Raw genomic sequence first — 17,853 nt, 5'->3', positions numbered from 1 at the left:
TCACTCGGAGAAGATAGAAGCAATGCCAAAACGTACTGATATTAAAAGCATTCTAATCCTAGGCGCAGGTCCAATCGTCATTGGCCAAGCGTGTGAATTTGACTATTCGGGTGCGCAAGCGTGTAAAGCGCTGCGTGAAGAAGGCTATCGAGTTATTCTAGTTAACTCAAACCCTGCAACCATCATGACCGACCCTGAGATGGCCGATGCAACATATATCGAGCCTATTCATTGGGAAGTGGTACGTAATATTATCGCTAAAGAAAAGCCTGATGCGATTTTACCTACTATGGGTGGTCAGACTGCGCTTAACTGTGCACTTCAGCTTGAAGCTGAGGGTGTGCTAAAAGAGTTTAATGTCGAGATGATTGGTGCGACAGCGGATGCAATTGATAAAGCTGAAGACCGTAGTCGTTTTGACACCGCAATGAAAGCAATTGGACTTGAATGTCCACGTGCCGGTATTGCACATACAATGGAAGAAGCTTATGGCGTTTTAGACCAAGTTGGCTTCCCTTGTATTATCCGTCCTTCATTCACTATGGGTGGCAGTGGCGGTGGTATCGCTTATAACAAAGAAGAGTTTGAAGACATTTGTTCGCAAGGTCTTGAGCTTTCTCCTACCAGTGAATTATTGATCGATGAATCATTAATCGGCTGGAAAGAATACGAAATGGAAGTGGTTCGTGACCGCAACGATAACTGTATTATCGTGTGTTCTATTGAAAACTTCGACGCGATGGGTGTGCATACTGGTGACTCAATTACCGTTGCTCCAGCACAAACTCTGACTGATAAAGAATACCAGTTAATGCGTAATGCTTCTTTAGCAGTACTGCGCGAAATTGGTGTAGAAACAGGTGGTTCTAACGTTCAGTTTGGTATTTGTCCAAATACTGGTCGTATGGTTATCATCGAAATGAACCCACGCGTTTCTCGCTCTTCTGCATTAGCATCTAAAGCAACGGGTTTCCCAATTGCGAAAGTGGCCGCTAAATTAGCAGTAGGCTTCACTTTAGATGAGTTGATGAATGATATTACAGGTGGTCGAACTCCTGCATCATTTGAACCTGCTATCGATTATGTTGTAACTAAAGTTCCTCGCTTTAACTTTGAAAAATTTGCTGGTGCGAATGACCGTCTTACAACGCAAATGAAGTCTGTTGGTGAAGTGATGGCTATTGGCCGTACATTCCAAGAGTCTTTGCAAAAAGCACTGCGTGGTCTAGAAGTTAGTCGTACAGGCTTTGACCCAATTGTTGATATTGCGTTACCTGAAAGCATGCAGCAAATCCGTCATGAGCTTAAAGAACCAGGTGCTGACCGTATTTGGTATATTGCGGATGCATTCCGTGTAGGTTTAAGTCGTGATGAAGTGTTCAAGCTAACGAATGTTGATCACTGGTTCTTAGTTCAGATTGAAGACTTAATTGCGCAAGAAGCGAAAGTTGCTGAAGTGGGCATGTCAGGTCTTGATCAAGCATTCTTACTGAAACTAAAACGTAAAGGTTTCTCTGATGCTCGCCTAGCGCAAATCTTAGGTGTTAGCGAAACAGAAGTGCGTAAGATTCGTGACCGCTTTGATATGCACCCTGTATATAAGCGTGTTGATACCTGTGCTGCAGAATTTGCAACAGACACTGCTTACATGTACTCAACATACGAAGAAGAATGTGAAGCTGCGCCATCAAATCGCGATAAAATCATGATTCTTGGTGGCGGCCCTAACCGTATTGGTCAAGGCATTGAGTTTGATTACTGTTGTGTTCACGCAGCGTTAGCCTTACGTGACGATGGTTACGAAACTATTATGGTTAACTGTAACCCAGAAACGGTTTCTACGGATTATGACACGTCAGACCGCTTATACTTTGAGCCAGTAACCTTTGAAGATGTGCTTGAAATTGTTCGCATTGAAAAGCCAAAAGGCGTTATCGTTCAATATGGTGGTCAAACACCTCTAAAATTAGCACGTGCTCTTGAAGCGGCAGGGGTACCGATTATTGGTACAAGTCCTGATGCAATCGACCGTGCTGAAGATAGAGAGCGTTTCCAGCAAGCAATTCAACGCTTAGAAATGAAGCAACCTGAAAATGACACTGTAACAACAGTTGAAGGTGCGGTTATTTCTGCTGAGCGTATCGGTTACCCATTAGTTGTTCGTCCATCTTATGTACTTGGTGGCCGCGCAATGGAAATCGTGTATGACGAGCAAGACTTACGTCGCTATTTCAATGAAGCAGTGAGCGTATCTAACTCATCTCCAGTATTGCTAGATAGATTCCTTGATAATGCAATCGAGATTGATATCGATGCGGTATGTGATGGCGAGATTGTTGTCGTGGGCTCTATCATGGAGCACATTGAGCAAGCGGGTGTTCACTCAGGTGACTCAGGTTGTTCTTTACCTCCTTACAGTTTAAGTGAAGATGTTCAGAACCGTATGCGTGAGCAAGTTGCTAAATTAGCAATGGAGCTAGGCGTTATTGGTTTGATGAACGTGCAATTTGCTGTTAAAGACGATGAGATCTACATGATTGAGGTTAACCCTCGCGCTGCTCGTACAGTTCCATTTGTCTCTAAGGCAACGGGTGTACCATTAGCGAAAATCGCAGCACGTGTGATGGCTGGTCAATCTTTAGCTGAGCAAAACTTTACTAAAGAAGTGATTCCACCGTACTTCTCTGTAAAAGAAGTGGTATTACCGTTCAACAAGTTCCCTGGTGTAGACCCAATGCTTGGCCCTGAGATGCGCTCAACGGGTGAAGTTATGGGTGTAGGTGAAACTTTTGCTGAAGCGTATGCAAAAGCACAACTAGGTGCGACAGCTGAAGTACCAAAATCAGGTCGAGCATTATTATCTGTACGTAACAGTGATAAAGAGCGTGTTGCCGAGCTTGCTGCTAAGTTAATTGAACTTGGCTACCAAATCGATGCCACACACGGTACTGCCGTGATTCTTGGCGAAGCAGGAATTAACCCTCGCTTAGTTAACAAGGTACATGAAGGACGTCCTCATATTCTTGACCGTATTAAGAATGATGAGTACACCTACATTGTTAACACGACTGAAGGTCGTCAAGCAATTGAGGATTCTCGTCAAATTAGACGTGGTGCACTTCGCTACAAAGTGAATTACACGACAACGCTTAATGCTGCTTTTGCTACTTGTTTAGCACATTCAGCAGATGACAGAAATAATGTGAATTCGGTACAAGAATTACATGAGCGAATCGCTAAAAATTAATTTTATTTAATTTATTGATGATTTGATTAAAAAGGCTGCATTCGTGCAGTCTTTTTTATTACTATTTTTTGACAGTCAGTAGTAAGTAATCTCAAGTTTATGTAAGCTTAAGGCATCATCATTAGATGCATCCTCAACGCAAGACACCGCATCATTTAGACTTATTGTTATAAAGATCGTGCGCTATGCGAATTAATCGAGATTTAACTGTGTTGGTTTTGTACCAGCACGGGGTGCTTTTGTTTTTAAAGGAGACATAAGACATTATGAATACCGTCCCTATGACGATTATCGGAGCTGAGCAGCTACGTAAAGAATTAGACGAATTAAAATTTGAACGCCGCCCACAGATCACTTCTGCTATTGCAGAAGCACGTGAATTGGGTGATTTAAAAGAAAATGCTGAATACCATGCAGCTCGTGAAGAGCAGGGGATTTGTGAAGCTCGTATTCGTGATATTGAAGGCAAGCTATCAAATGCCCAAATCATCGATGTGACCACGATGCAAAATACTGGTCGTGTTATTTTTGGTACAACAGTTACCATTTTAAATATTGATACTGATGCAGAGTCAACCTACCGTATTGTAGGTGATGATGAAGCGAATATTAAAGAGAATTTAATTTCAGTAAATTCGCCAATTGCCCGTGGACTGATTGGTAAAAGTGTCGATGATGAAGTGGCTATTACAACGCCAGGTGGCACAGCAGAATATGAAATTACGGCTGTTGAGTACATCTAAGCCAGAATTAATATCAATATTAATTACGACTTAAGATTGATATTTTATAGTAATAAAAAAACCACTGATTAACAGTGGTTTTTTTAGGTCAAAATGAACATTTGAATCGTATTGAGGCAATATGAACATTTAAACCGAGTTGTTTGACGAAATTACTTTGCTTTTGGAATGGCAACTTTCATTTCAGCAGACTGACGGAAAATAACTAAGGTGTGTCCGATAAGCTGTATTTTGGTTGATTGAGTTTCGCGAATAATCGCGTCAACGACAGCATTTTTAAGCTCTCTATCAGAAGAGCCTACTTTCACTTTTATTAGTTCATGATGAGTGAGTGCACTATCAATTTCAGCCAGCACACCTTCGGTCAAACCATTAGCACCCAGCAGCACCACTGGCTTAAGATTATGCGCTAAGCCTTTTAAATGCTGTTTTTGTTTGGTTGTTAAGTTCATTTGTACCAACTTTTTGAATGTTACTGTTGAAAAACGGCTATTCTACCCTTATATAAGCTTTATGTAACTCCAAATCGTTACGGAATTTAAATGGCAACGAAAAAACGTTCGGCAAGTTCAAGCCGATGGATGCAAGAACATTTTGACGATCATTACGTTAAACTGTCACAAAAGCGAGGCTTACGCTCTCGAGCTGCATTCAAGTTGGAAGAAATCCAACAGAAAGATAAATTGATTAAACCAGGCATGACAGTGGTTGATTTAGGTGCAGCGCCTGGTGGCTGGTCACAGATTGCTGTTAAATTGGTTGGAGAAAAAGGCAAGCTTGTTGCTTGTGATATTTTACCAATGGATCCAATTGTGGGAGTTGACTTTTTACAAGGTGATTTCCGTGAAGAGAAAGTACTTGATGCTTTACTTGACCGTGTTGGTGAGGATAAAGTGGATGTAGTGCTTTCTGATATGGCGCCTAATATGAGTGGTTCAGACGGTGTGGACCAACCTAGGGCGATGTATCTTGTTGAATTAGCATTAGATATGTGTCATCAAGTATTGGCATCTAATGGTAGTTTTGCAGTTAAAGTCTTTCAGGGGGAGGGCTTTGATGAATATATGAAAGCAGTTCGACAAGCTTTCACTACAGTTAAAACACGAAAACCAGATTCATCGCGACCACGTTCACGTGAAGTGTATATAGTGGCGACTGGTTACAAGTTATAGTAGTCTAACGATTAATTATCGTGGGTCTTTAAGAGGTCTAGAAATTTGAGTGACATGGCAAAAAATTTAATTCTCTGGGTTGTCATCGCCGTTGTGCTGATGTCAGTTTTTCAGGGTTACTCCCCCTCTTCTTCGTCATCGCAGAAGATGGATTATTCCGTATTCTTAGATAGTGTCCGTAATGGCAATATCAATTCGGTTGAAATTAAGAGTGATCAACGAACTATTGAAGGGATCAAGCGTTCTGGAGAGAAGTTCACCACTATTATGCCAATGTATGACCAAGATTTAATTAATGATCTTGATCGTAAAGGGATTTCAATGAAAGGGCAGGAAGCTGAAGAGTCTAGTTTCTTAACCCAAATTTTCATTTCTTGGTTCCCAATGCTGCTATTGATCGGTGTATGGATATTCTTCATGCGTCAAATGCAAGGCGGTGGTGGTAAAGGCGCAATGTCATTTGGTAAAAGTAAAGCCAAATTGATGAGCGAAGACCAAATTAAAACGACTTTTGGTGACGTTGCAGGTTGTGACGAAGCTAAAGAAGACGTGAAAGAATTGGTTGATTACTTAAAAGAACCGACACGTTTCCAAAAGTTGGGTGGTCGTATTCCGACGGGTGTGTTACTTGTGGGCCCTCCGGGTACAGGTAAAACCCTACTCGCTAAAGCCATTGCTGGTGAAGCTAAAGTACCGTTCTTTACTATTTCTGGTTCTGACTTCGTTGAAATGTTTGTCGGTGTTGGTGCATCTCGTGTACGTGACATGTTTGAGCAAGCGAAAAAGTCAGCACCTTGTATTATCTTTATCGATGAAATCGATGCCGTAGGTCGCCAACGTGGCGCTGGTGTGGGTGGTGGTCACGATGAACGTGAGCAAACATTGAACCAAATGTTGGTTGAAATGGATGGTTTTGAGGGTAACGAAGGTATCATTGTTATCGCTGCAACTAACCGTCCAGATGTTCTTGATGCTGCTTTATTGCGTCCGGGCCGTTTTGACCGTCAAGTGGTTGTAGGTTTGCCAGATGTCCGTGGTCGTGAGCAAATTCTTAAAGTTCATATGCGTAAAGTACCTCTAGCTGATGGTGTTAAAGCCAGTGTTATCGCTCGTGGTACACCAGGTTTCTCTGGTGCTGATCTCGCTAACCTTGTTAACGAAGCTGCACTTTTCGCAGCACGTGGTAATCGCCGCGTCGTTGGTATGGAAGAGTTTGAAAGCGCAAAAGACAAAATCATGATGGGTGCAGAGCGCCGCACTATGGTGATGTCGGAAGAAGAGAAAGAAATGACGGCTTATCATGAAGCAGGCCATGCGATTGTTGGGTGTTTAGTACCAGAGCATGATCCGGTTCATAAAGTCACGATTATCCCTCGTGGCCGTGCATTAGGTGTAACATTCTTCCTACCTGAAGCGGATGCTATCAGTCAAAGTCGTCGTAAACTTGAGAGTCAAATCTCGGTAGCTTATGGTGGCCGTCTAGCTGAAGAGCTCATTTATGGTGGTGAGAAAGTATCGACAGGTGCATCTCAAGATATTAAATATGCTACATCGATTGCCCGTAACATGGTGACACAGTGGGGCTTCTCTGAGAAGTTAGGGCCTGTTCTATATGCGGAAGATGAAGGCGAAGTGTTCTTAGGTCGCAGCATGGCGAAATCTAAGAATATGTCTGATGAAACTGCTGGCATGATTGATCAGGAAGTGAAGCACCTTATTGATATTAACTATGAGCGTGCACATACATTCCTGACTGAAAATATGGATATCCTTCATTCAATGAAAGATGCATTAATGAAGTATGAAACCATTGATGCTGAACAAATTGATGATCTTATGAATCGACGTGATGTTCGCCAGCCTGCGGATTGGCAAGCGGATGATTCAATGGATGACCAAGATAAAGGCACACCGGTTAATACCGATTCTGTAGCCGAAGAGTCAACAGAAGATAAGCCTGATGTTGAACCTAAAACAGATGAATCTACAGCAAAATAACTAGCTGTATTTTGAAATAAAAAACCCCGAAAGGGGTTTTTTTATATTTATTGTACTAGTGTCATAATTAAGTCATATTGCTGGTGTGGCACTTTTTAATGTAAGTGAGGTTGTGTGTTTGAGTTGAAGTCTGGCGATAAAACATTATCGTTATCTAGCCCTGTCGTAATGGCAATTATCAATGTTACCCCTGATTCTTTTTCTGATGGTGGTCAGTTTTCTACGTTCGAAAATGCCTGTAAACAGGTTGATAAAGTCATCGAAGAAGGTGCGACCATCTTGGATATTGGTGGCGAGTCAACTAGGCCCGGTGCAACTGATGTATCAGTTGAAGAAGAATTGGCTCGTGTGATCCCAGTGATTGAGTATGCGGCTAAACATCCTGACATTTGGATTTCAATCGATACGAGTAAACCTGAGGTGATGGAGAAAGCGGTCGCAGCAGGCGCGCATATTATTAACGATGTCCGCGCTTTACAAGCACCTGGCGCAGTCGCGATGGCGACTAACTTGGATGTGCCTGTATGCTTAATGCATATGCAAGGTAAGCCTGAAACAATGCAAGATAACCCAAGTTATGACAATGTCATTCAACAAATTGTCGATTTTTTATCACTACGCATTGATTATTGTGTTGCAGCAGGTATGCCTCGCGAAAATATTATCATTGACCCGGGTTTCGGTTTTGGGAAAACCTTAGCGCACAATTATGAGCTATTGGCAAAATTACCTGAACTTCATAGCATGCACCTACCTGTACTTATCGGTCTTTCTAGAAAGAGCATGATTGGCGATTTACTCCAGCGAAATGTAGATGAACGACTCGCCGGTAGTCTTGCTGGAGCAATGATTGCGGCGCAACAAGGCGCGCAAATTTTACGAGTACATGATGTAAAAGAAACCGTCGATGCGTTAACGGTTATGTCAGCAACCATGGCGAGTTTACATCAATAAAGTGATATAACCTGTTAGTTTAGCTGATTGAGTTAGTGTGAATTCACTTAATGTGAGGTACTAATGCAACAACGTAATCTATTTGGCACGGATGGAATTAGGGGAAAAGTTGGCGCAGGCTTCATGACCCCTGAATTAGCTTTAAAATTGGGTTGGGCTGCAGGCAGAGTGCTTTCACGCAGTGGGACAAAGAAAATTATTATTGGTAAGGATACCCGCATTTCCGGGTATCTTTTCGAATCAGCATTAGAAGCTGGTTTGTCTGCAGCAGGACTTAATGTTCTGCTCGTTGGTCCAATGCCTACCCCCGCAATTGCTTACCTTACTAGAACGTTTAGAGCTGAAGCGGGAATCGTTATCAGCGCTTCACATAATCCATATTATGATAATGGCATTAAATTCTTCTCTGCTGACGGCAGTAAGTTAGATGACAAAATAGAATTGGAAATTGAGCATGAGCTGACTAAGCCTATGCAATGTGTTGAGTCACACCTACTCGGTAAGGCGGCTCGAATTGATGATGCCGCCGGTCGATATATTGAATACTGCAAAGGCCACTTTCCGGCAAATCTGACTTTAAACGGATTAACTTTAGTCATCGACTGTGCTCATGGTGCTACCTATCATATTGCACCCAATGTATTTAAAGAGTTAGGTGCCAACGTGATTACCATTGGTGATAAACCCAATGGATTAAATATTAATGATAAAGTTGGAGCAACTTCCATGGCGGCTATTTGTGAAGCCGTTATCAATCACAATGCAGATGTGGGAATAGCACTCGACGGTGATGGTGACCGTATCATGATGGTCGATCATCAAGGCAATATTATTGATGGTGACCAAATATTGTATATTCTTGCTCGAGATGCGATCAAACAAGGTGAATTTCAAGGCGGAGTTGTGGGGACCTTGATGTCAAACCTGGGATTGGAAGTCGCATTGAATGAGTTAGATGTACCGTTTGTTCGTTCAAATGTTGGTGACCGATATGTTATGGAGCTTATGCGCCAAAATAACTGGCGTATCGGCGGTGAAAATTCAGGTCATATTCTTAATTTAGATCATGGTACGACTGGTGATGGTATCGTTGCTGGGATATTAGTATTAGCAGCCATGCAATATGCCAACAGCAAGCTTGCTGCATTAGTTGCCCCTCTAGAAATGTACCCGCAAGTATTAATTAATGTCCGCTATCACGTCGACAAAAAGCCATTAGAATCGAAACTTGTGCGATCTGTTCAGACAAAAATTGAAAAGCTATTGGGTCAAAATGGGCGAGTACTTATACGAGAGTCAGGCACAGAACCCTTGATAAGGGTGATGGTCGAAGGTAAAAATGATGTTCAAGTCACGGCTTTTGCAAACGAAATTGCCGATGTAGTCAAAAGCGTGGGTTTGTGACAAAGTTCGGTATACAATCATTTAGCGTTTTTATTTATTATTAACTTATTTAATATCTTAGCTCAGCGAATAAAAAAACATCATTCCGTCAAGTTATGATAAATATTCCTGAGTTAGCTATTGTAAGTTGTTTGGCGGTTCGTTATCATTCACGCCGCTTTCAAAGGAGACAGTAATGGCACTCAGACGTCCTATGGTAGCTGGCAACTGGAAAATGAATGGCAGTGCAGCGTTAGCTCAAGAGTTATTCAGCAAGTTTGCTACAAAGCTCCAAAATGATTCTGCTGAAGTAGTTTTATGTCCACCTTCAATTTATCTTGAAAGTGTTAGACAACTACTTGAAGCAAATAAGCAAACCTTAGATGGTGCGCTTGTAAGAATGGGCGCACAAAACCTAAGTCAACATGACTTCGGTGCCTATACTGGTGAAATTTCCGGTAAAATGCTAAAAGATTCAGGATGTCGATATGTGATTATCGGCCATTCCGAACGTCGTAGAATGTACGGCGAAACAAGTAATATCGTTGCAGAGAAATTCGCTGCAGCACAAAAACATGGTCTAACGCCGATTCTTTGTGTTGGTGAATCAGGTCCAGCTCGTGAGGCAAGACGCACTTTTGAAGTCATTGCTGAAGAGTTAGACATTGTGATCGAAAAGAATGGCACCATGGCTTTTGATAATGCCATTATCGCTTATGAGCCTTTATGGGCTGTAGGCACTGGTAAAAGTGCAACTCCAGAGCAAGCGCAAGAAGTTCACGCGTTTATTCGTAATCGACTCTCTGAAGTGTCTCCATTTATTGGAGAGAATATTCGCATTTTATATGGCGGTAGTGTTACCCCATCAAATGCTGCTGATATATTTGCCCAACCAGACGTAGATGGTGGATTGATTGGCGGAGCTAGCTTAAACTCTAGCGAGTTTTTAAGTTTATGTTCCATAGCGATGAGCGCATAATATTATGTATGAAGTTTTAATTGTTGTTTACTTGGTTGTTGCGATTGGTCTAGTAGGACTGATTTTAATTCAACAAGGTAAAGGCGCAGATATGGGTTCTTCTTTTGGTGCTGGTGCATCAGGAACTCTATTTGGCTCAAATGGTTCAGGTAACTTCCTGACCCGTAGCACCGCTGTTTTAGCGATTGGTTTTTTCGCATTAAGCCTTATTTTAGGTAACTTAAGTGCAAACCACTCTAAAAAAGATGATGCTTGGAATGATTTAGGTTCTGCAGTAGAGCAAGTTGAACAAGCTCCTACTCAGGCTGAAACCTCAGAATCAGAAATTCCTGACTAAATTATTGCCTCTAATTGGCAAAAAACTAGTAGTGATTGCTTTAGCTAACTAGTGTAAAAAGTTTGAATGCGGATGTGGCGGAATTGGTAGACGCGCCATCTTGAGGGGGTGGTGAGCTATGCTCGTGTGGGTTCAAGTCCCACCATCCGCACCAAAATTTAATTAATCAGCCTCAAGTTAACACTGATTAATTATTGCAAGCAAAGACGTAAGTTAATATAATTGCGCAAGTTGACGCGGGGTGGAGCAGTTTGGTAGCTCGTCGGGCTCATAACCCGAAGGTCGTCGGTTCAAATCCGGCCCCCGCAACCAGCTTATTATTTATTTCTTATTTCTAAGGATAAATAATTAAAAGGTTCTATATTTAAGACCTCGTTATTGCGGGGTTTTTTGTTATATGGAGCTTAGTAACTCCGTGATTTTACGGACTTTCTTGGGGCTATTTGCCCTTTTTTTCGTTTTTGGGGGTCATTTTTGGCAACATTAGAAACTAAACTGACAGAAATGCTGACAGTACCTGTTGAAGCGTTAGGTTTTCAACTTTGGGGTATTGAGTTTGTCCATGCAGGGCGTCATTCAATATTACGTGTATTTATTGATGGTGAAAACGGTATCAATATTGAAGATTGTGCTGAAGCCAGCCGCCAAGTTAGTGCTGTTCTAGATGTTGAAGACCCAATTTCGACAGAATACACACTAGAAGTTTCATCGCCAGGTGTAGATAGACCACTATTTACGGCTGAGCAATACGCTGCTTATATCGGCGAAGATGCAAAAGTACAGTTAACGATGCCTGTTGCAGGTAGTCGTAATTTAAAAGGTGCTATTACGGCAATTGAAGGGCAAATGCTGACAATTACCGTTGATGGTGAAGATTTGATTGTGGCTTTAGATAATGTGCGTAAAGGCAACATTATTGCGAAGTTTTGATAGTTTCAAGGTGAACGAGGCAAGACATAATGAATAAAGAGATTCTGCTAGTCGCAGAGGCGGTATCCAATGAAAAAGCCGTCCCACGCGAGAAAATATTCGAAGCGCTAGAAATTGCTCTAGCCACAGCAACTAAGAAAAAATACGAAGGCGAAATTGAAGTTCGCGTTGCTATTGACCGTAAAACGGGCCACTACGACACTTTCCGTCGTTGGATGGTTGTTGATGATCAAGGCGAAGCTTTAGAAAACCCTTATAGTGAAATTACACTTGAAGCTGCACGTTTTGAAAATCCTGAAATTCAACCGGGTGAGTTCATCGAAGATGAAATCGATTCAGTTGTTTTTGACCGTATTACAACGCAAACAGCGAAGCAAGTTATTGTACAAAAAGTACGTGAAGCTGAACGCGCACAAATCGTAGAGCAGTTCATCGAAAGAGAAGGTGAAATTGTTACTGGTGTTGTCAAGAAAAGCACCCGCGAAAGTGTAGTCGTTGATTTAGGTAATAACGCAGACGGTGTGATTTATAAAGAAGACATCATCAGTCGTGAATCTTTCCGCCCAGGTGACCGTGTTCGTGCATTACTTTATGCCGTTCGCCCAGAAGCTCGTGGCGCGCAACTATTTTTAACCCGTAGTAAGCCTGAGATGATCATCGAGCTATTCAGAGTAGAAGTACCTGAAATTTTAGATGAAATGATTGAAATCATGGGCGCAGCACGTGATCCAGGCGCTCGCGCTAAGATTGCAGTGAAAACTAACGATAAGCGTATCGACCCAATCGGTGCTTGTGTTGGTATGCGTGGTGCACGTGTTCAAGCTGTATCAAATGAATTAAGCGGTGAGCGTGTTGATATCGTTATGTGGGATGACAATCCTGCACAATACGTGATCAATGCAATGGCACCAGCTGATGTTGCTTCAATCATTGTTGATGAAGACAACCACTCAATGGATATTGCTGTTGAAGCAGATAGTTTGGCACAAGCAATTGGCCGTAACGGTCAAAATGTTCGTTTAGCTACTCAACTAACAGGTTGGGAACTTAACGTGATGACCGTTGAGGAGCTAAACGCTAAGCATCAAGCTGAAAGCGCTAAAGTGATTAGCTTGTTTGTTGAAACATTAGACGTTGACGAAGATTTTGCAACCGTTCTTGCTGAAGAAGGTTTCACTTCTTTAGAAGAAATTGCATACGTACCAGAAGCAGAACTGTTAGAAGTTGACGGTTTTGATGAAGATATTGTTGCTGCCTTGCGCGAACGTGCCAAAGCAGCGATTTCGACTCGAGCATTAGCAACGGAAGAAGCACTTGATGGTGCAGAACCGGCTGCTGATTTATTAGCGTTAGATGGTTTAGAAAAGCATTTAGCATATGTTCTTGCAAGTAAAGGTGTGTCGACCTTAGAAGACTTAGCAGAACAAGGTATTGACGATTTAATCGATATTGAAGAATTGACAGAAGAAAAAGCAGGTGAGCTCATCATGGCTGCCCGTAATATCTGTTGGTTTGGCGAAGAAGCATAAGTCGATCAACAGGGGGATTTAATTGATGGCAGATACAAGTATAGATAAATTGGCCACAGAAGTGGGCAAGAATGTAGACAGACTGATTGAACAGTTTGCCGAAGCGGGAATTAAGAAGACTAAAACTGACAGCGTTTCTGAAACAGAAAAGCAAACGTTGTTAGATCACTTAAAGAAGCAGCATGGTGGTGAAAATGCGCCGCAAAAAATGACTTTGCAACGCAAAACTGTGTCTACTTTAAGCGTGAATGCCGGTGGTGGCCAATCTAAAGACGTTAAAGTTGAAGTACGTAAGAAACGTACTTTCGTTAAACGTGATGAAAGTGAATTAGCCGCAGAAGCAGAAAAACAAGCACAACAGCAAAAAGAAGCAGAAGCGGCGGCAAAAGCTGCAGCAGAAGCTAAAGCTGCTGAAGACAAAGCTAAGGCTGAAGCAAAAGCTAAAGCCGATGCAGAAGCTAAGGCAAAGAAAGAAGCCGAAGCTAAAGCAAAAGCAGAAGCAAAACCTGCTAAAGCTGATGATGCTGAAACTGCTGCAGCTAAAGCTGAAGCTGAGCGTATTAAAGCTGCTCAAGAAGAAGCGTTAACTAAAAAGCAAAAAGAAGAAGCTGCACAAGCTGCTGAAACTGCGCGTAAACTTGCTGAAGAAAACTCTAAGCGTTGGGCTGAAGAAGAGCGTCAACGTATAGAAGCTGAGAAAAGCAGCGACCATCACATCACAACATCTAAAGCTGCTCGTGCTGCTGAAGATAGCTCTGATGCTGCAGAAGAAAAACGTGGCCGTCGTTCTCGTAACAAGAATGCGAACAAGAAACGTGGTGGCAAAGGCGGTCGTGATAACCGTTCAAGAGGCGCTCGTAACCAAAGTACTGCTCCTGAATCAATGGCACACGGCTTTAACAAGCCTGTCGCAGTAGTTAAAGGCGACATTCGTATTGGTGAAACCGTTTCTGTTGCTGAACTTGCGCAGCGTATGTCTGTTAAAGCAACTGAAATCATCAAGCAAATGATGAAAATGGGTTCAATGGTTACGATTAACCAAATCCTTGACCAAGAAACAGCACAAATGGTTGCTGAAGAAATGGGTCACAAAGTTGTACTACTACGTGAAAACAAATTAGAGCATCAAGTACTTGGTGATCGTGATGAAGAGAACGTTGTTCTAGAAACACGTGCTCCAGTTGTGACCATCATGGGTCACGTTGACCATGGTAAAACATCATTACTTGATTATATTCGTCGTGCAAAAGTTGCCGATGGTGAAGCCGGTGGTATTACGCAGCATATTGGTGCTTACCACGTTGAAACTGACAACGGCATGATCACTTTCTTAGATACTCCTGGTCACGCAGCGTTCACTTCTATGCGTGCTCGTGGTGCTAAAGCAACAGATATCGTTGTATTGGTCGTTGCTGCTGATGATGGTGCTATGCCTCAGACAATTGAAGCAATCCAACATGCTAAAGCCGGTAACGTGCCGTTAATCATTGCTGTGAACAAAATGGATAAGCCAGAAGCTGATCCAGAACGTGTTAAGAGTGAATTAGCACAGCATGGTGTAATGTCTGAAGATTGGGGCGGCGAGCATATGTTCGTCAACGTTTCAGCTAAAGCAGGTACAGGTATCGATGAGCTACTTGAAGGCATTCTTTTACAAGCTGAAGTTCTAGAGCTTCAAGCTGTTCGTGAAGGTATGGCTGCAGGTGTGGTTATCGAATCTAAATTGGATAAAGGTCGTGGCCCAGTTGCTACTGTTCTTGTTCAAGAAGGTACGTTACGCCAAGGTGATATCGTTCTTTGTGGTCTTGAGTACGGTAAAATCCGTGCGATGAAAGATGAAAACGGTAAGAGCATTACTGAAGCTGGTCCATCAATCCCTGTTGAGATTTTAGGTCTTTCAGGTGTGCCATCAGCGGGTGATGAAGCGACAGTTGTACGTGATGAACGTAAAGCTCGTGAAGTTGCACTTTACCGTCAAGGTAAATTCCGTGATGTTAAACTTGCGCGTCAGCAGAAGTCTAAACTTGAGAACATGTTTGCGAACATGACTGAAGGCGAAGTACAAGAGCTAAACATCGTACTTAAAGCAGACGTTCAAGGTTCACTTGAAGCAATTTGTGATTCATTAACTAAACTGTCTACTGACGAAGTTAAAGTTAGCATTATTGCTCGTGGTGTTGGTGCATTAACAGAAACTGATGCAACACTTGCAGCAGCTTCAAACGCTATCATGGTTGGTTTCAACGTTCGTGCTGATGCACAAGCGCGTAAGACAATTGAAGCTGAAAGCGTTGATTTACGCTACTACAGCGTTATCTATGACCTAATTGATGAAGTTAAAGCGGCAATGACCGGCATGTTAGCGCCTGAGTTCAAGCAGCAAATCATCGGTCTAGCTGAAGTACGTGACGTATTTAAGTCGCCTAAGATTGGTGCAATTGCGGGTTGTATGGTTACTGAAGGTACCATCAAACGTAGCGCTCCTATCCGTGTACTACGTGAAAACGTGGTTATCTACGAAGGTGAACTAGAATCATTACGTCGCTTTAAAGATGATGTAAACGATGTCCGTAATGGCATGGAATGTGGTATCGGTGTGAAGAACTACAATGACGTCAAAGTTGGCGATCAGATTGAGGTCTTCGAGACGGTCGAAGTGGCCAGAACGCTGTAACACAGAAAGGGCGGCGTAAGCCGCCTTTTTTATTTATATAAAGCTATAAGGTATTAATGTTATGGCAAAAGAATTTAGTCGTACACGCCGTATTGCACAGCAACTCCAGCAAGAGTTAGCGATGATTTTACAGCGCGACATGAAAGATCCACGTATCGGCTTCGTGACAGTAAACGATGTTGATGTCTCTCGTGATTTAAGCTTTGCGAAAGTTTTTGTGACTTTCTTCGAAGAAGATCAAGAGTTGGTTGAACAAAAAATTGAAGCTCTGACAGCGGCTGCGCCTTATGTGAGAACATTGGTTGCAAGTCGAATGAAACTGCGTGTTATGCCGGAGCTGCGTTTCGTATACGATAGTTCGTTAGTTGAAGGCATGCGCATGTCTAACTTAGTGAGCCAAGTGATTACACAAGATAAAGCTAAGCAAGACAAAGCAAGACAAGATGAGTTTGGCTCTGACGATGTTGATGCATCAGAAGATAAAACTGAGGATAAAGATTAATGGCTCGTCGTCGCAAAGGTCGTTTTATTAATGGCATCGTACTTTTAGATAAAGGTACTGGTATCAGTTCTAACCATGCTTTGCAACGCGTCAAACGTCTTTATAACGCCAATAAAGCAGGCCATACTGGTGCTTTAGACCCTTTAGCCACAGGTATGCTCCCCGTTTGCTTAGGCGAAGCAACCAAGTTCTCTCAACACCTTTTAGATGCGGACAAGCGTTATTTGGTGACAGCTAAATTAGGTGAAAGAACAGACACCAGTGATTCTGATGGTGAAGTTGTTCAGATCCGACCGGTTAAGTTTGAGCAAAAGCTGTTAGAGGATTCTTTAGAGCATTTTCGCGGTGACACCATGCAAGTGCCTTCAATGTTCTCTGCACTAAAGTATCAAGGGCAGCCTTTATACAAGTATGCTCGTGAAGGCATTGAGGTTCCTCGAGAAGCCCGTCCTATTACCGTATTTGAGTTGCTATTTGTTAGCCTAGAAGGCGATGACTTAACACTTGATATTCATTGCTCAAAAGGCACCTACATTCGTACCATCATTGATGATTTAGGTGAAATGTTAGGTTGTGGCGCACATGTCACTATGCTGAGACGAACCCAAGTTGCAGGCTATCCATATGAGAAAATGGTGACGCTTGAGCAGTTAACTGAATTAGCTGAACACGTCGATAAAGAAGATGAGTCTTCTTTTAGCGTGTTAGATGATTTGTTGTTGCCAATGGACACTGCTGTAGCAAACTTCACCGAAGTTAATTTACCGGATGCTTGTGAGCAATTTATTATGCAAGGTCAGCCTGTTCAGGCTACAGGCTTAAAAGCAGGTGAATTGGTCAGAATGACGTTAGGTGAGCAGCGTCGCTTTATCGGAATAGGTACCATGAATGATGATGGTTTGCTGGCTCCTAAGCGTCTAGTTGTTGATCACAGTGCAGAATAATCATTAATTACTAGCTTTTATCGGCTGTTAAGTGTTTTTTATTGCGATAGTGACTGAATATAGTTAGAATGTCGCCCCCTCTGGCTGAGTTAGTGATTGGCTAGAGTTAATTTAATTTTTTCTGGAGATAAATATGTCACTAAGTAATGAACAAAAAGCAGCTATCGTAGCTGAATACAGCCGTGGTGAAAACGACACTGGTTCAACTGAAGTACAAGTTGCTTTATTGACTGCACAGATTAACCATCTGCAAGGTCACTTCAAAGAGCACATCCATGATCACCATTCACGTCGTGGTCTATTACGTATGGTTAGCGCACGTCGTAAACTTACTGCTTACTTAAAGCGTAAAGACGTAGCTCGTTATACTGCTCTTATCCAGAAGTTAGGTTTACGTCGTTAATAACGATGTTTAATTTGATTGTGTTTACATAGTCAAATTCTAACCGTAAAAAAGGAGG

General features: G+C 42.3%; 15 protein-coding genes and 2 tRNA genes. 16 read left to right on the top strand and 1 reads right to left on the bottom strand.

Translation table 11 applies throughout. The features are described from left to right. The first annotated feature begins 22 nt into the window (after positions 1-22). Together carB and greA are read left to right on the top strand one after the other, a co-directional pair. Positions 23-3,247, top strand: a complete 3,225-nt coding sequence (gene carB, locus SJ2017_RS16140; protein WP_080916410.1) for a carbamoyl-phosphate synthase large subunit — start codon at positions 23-25, stop codon at positions 3,245-3,247. 266 nt (positions 3,248-3,513) lie between these two features. Beyond that, complete coding sequence (gene greA / locus SJ2017_RS16135; protein WP_055023702.1) at positions 3,514-3,990, top strand: transcription elongation factor GreA; 477 nt, start codon at positions 3,514-3,516, stop codon at positions 3,988-3,990. A 152-nt stretch (positions 3,991-4,142) separates the two neighbouring features. Here the strand turns inward: greA and yhbY are convergent, their stop codons facing one another. After that, positions 4,143-4,442 (bottom strand): ribosome assembly RNA-binding protein YhbY, encoded by a 300-nt coding sequence (gene yhbY / locus SJ2017_RS16130; protein ID WP_055023703.1) that lies wholly within the window; start codon positions 4,440-4,442, stop codon positions 4,143-4,145. Between the two features lie 90 nt (positions 4,443-4,532). On the opposite strand from yhbY, the gene rlmE reads away from it, so the two are divergent. The 14 genes from rlmE (at position 4,533) to rpsO (ending at position 17,795) form a co-directional block, all read left to right on the top strand. Continuing rightward, positions 4,533-5,162 carry a 23S rRNA (uridine(2552)-2'-O)-methyltransferase RlmE gene (gene rlmE, locus SJ2017_RS16125; protein ID WP_055023704.1) on the top strand — a complete coding sequence of 210 codons (630 nt, stop codon included), beginning with the start codon at positions 4,533-4,535 and terminating at the stop codon, positions 5,160-5,162. A gap of 45 nt (positions 5,163-5,207) precedes the next feature. After that, the gene (ftsH, locus tag SJ2017_RS16120; protein ID WP_080916408.1) at positions 5,208-7,160 is read left to right on the top strand and encodes an ATP-dependent zinc metalloprotease FtsH; all 1,953 of its coding nucleotides are present in this window, start codon (positions 5,208-5,210) and stop codon (positions 7,158-7,160) included. A 114-nt stretch (positions 7,161-7,274) separates the two neighbouring features. After that, complete coding sequence (folP, locus tag SJ2017_RS16115; protein WP_080916407.1) at positions 7,275-8,114, top strand: dihydropteroate synthase; 840 nt, start codon at positions 7,275-7,277, stop codon at positions 8,112-8,114. Between the two features lie 63 nt (positions 8,115-8,177). Continuing rightward, positions 8,178-9,518 carry a phosphoglucosamine mutase gene (glmM, locus tag SJ2017_RS16110; protein ID WP_080916405.1) on the top strand — a complete coding sequence of 447 codons (1,341 nt, stop codon included), beginning with the start codon at positions 8,178-8,180 and terminating at the stop codon, positions 9,516-9,518. A 175-nt stretch (positions 9,519-9,693) separates the two neighbouring features. Beyond that, on the top strand, positions 9,694-10,476 hold the full coding sequence (gene tpiA / locus SJ2017_RS16105) for a triose-phosphate isomerase (RefSeq protein WP_055023708.1): 783 nt from the start codon (positions 9,694-9,696) through the stop codon (positions 10,474-10,476). 4 nt (positions 10,477-10,480) lie between these two features. Next, a complete protein-coding gene (gene secG, locus SJ2017_RS16100) occupies positions 10,481-10,813 on the top strand; it encodes a preprotein translocase subunit SecG (protein ID WP_055023709.1) in 333 nt (110 codons plus the stop codon). Positions 10,814-10,881: 68 nt separating this feature from the next. Beyond that, positions 10,882-10,967 (top strand) — tRNA-Leu (locus SJ2017_RS16095). Between the two features lie 81 nt (positions 10,968-11,048). Then, a tRNA-Met gene (locus tag SJ2017_RS16090) sits at positions 11,049-11,125 on the top strand. A 162-nt stretch (positions 11,126-11,287) separates the two neighbouring features. Then, the gene (gene rimP, locus SJ2017_RS16085; protein WP_055023710.1) at positions 11,288-11,743 is read left to right on the top strand and encodes a ribosome maturation factor RimP; all 456 of its coding nucleotides are present in this window, start codon (positions 11,288-11,290) and stop codon (positions 11,741-11,743) included. Between the two features lie 29 nt (positions 11,744-11,772). Further along, entirely contained in the window at positions 11,773-13,272 is a 1,500-nt protein-coding gene (gene nusA / locus SJ2017_RS16080; RefSeq protein WP_055023711.1) for a transcription termination factor NusA, read from the top strand. A 25-nt stretch (positions 13,273-13,297) separates the two neighbouring features. Next, positions 13,298-15,946, top strand: a complete 2,649-nt coding sequence (infB, locus tag SJ2017_RS16075) for a translation initiation factor IF-2 (RefSeq protein WP_080916404.1) — start codon at positions 13,298-13,300, stop codon at positions 15,944-15,946. Between the two features lie 61 nt (positions 15,947-16,007). Then, a complete protein-coding gene (gene rbfA, locus SJ2017_RS16070) occupies positions 16,008-16,448 on the top strand; it encodes a 30S ribosome-binding factor RbfA (protein WP_080916403.1) in 441 nt (146 codons plus the stop codon). Then, positions 16,448-17,392, top strand: a complete 945-nt coding sequence (gene truB, locus SJ2017_RS16065) for a tRNA pseudouridine(55) synthase TruB (protein WP_080916402.1) — start codon at positions 16,448-16,450, stop codon at positions 17,390-17,392. Before rbfA ends, truB begins: the two co-directional genes overlap by 1 nt. Positions 17,393-17,525: 133 nt before the next feature. Continuing rightward, complete coding sequence (rpsO, locus tag SJ2017_RS16060; protein WP_055023715.1) at positions 17,526-17,795, top strand: 30S ribosomal protein S15; 270 nt, start codon at positions 17,526-17,528, stop codon at positions 17,793-17,795. The last annotated feature ends 58 nt before the right edge of the window (positions 17,796-17,853 follow it).

The organism is Shewanella japonica (genome assembly GCF_002075795.1).
Taxonomy (GTDB): domain Bacteria; phylum Pseudomonadota; class Gammaproteobacteria; order Enterobacterales; family Shewanellaceae; genus Shewanella; species Shewanella japonica.
The sequence above is the reverse complement of the archived record's forward strand: the minus strand, read 5'-3'. Positions and strand labels throughout refer to the sequence as shown.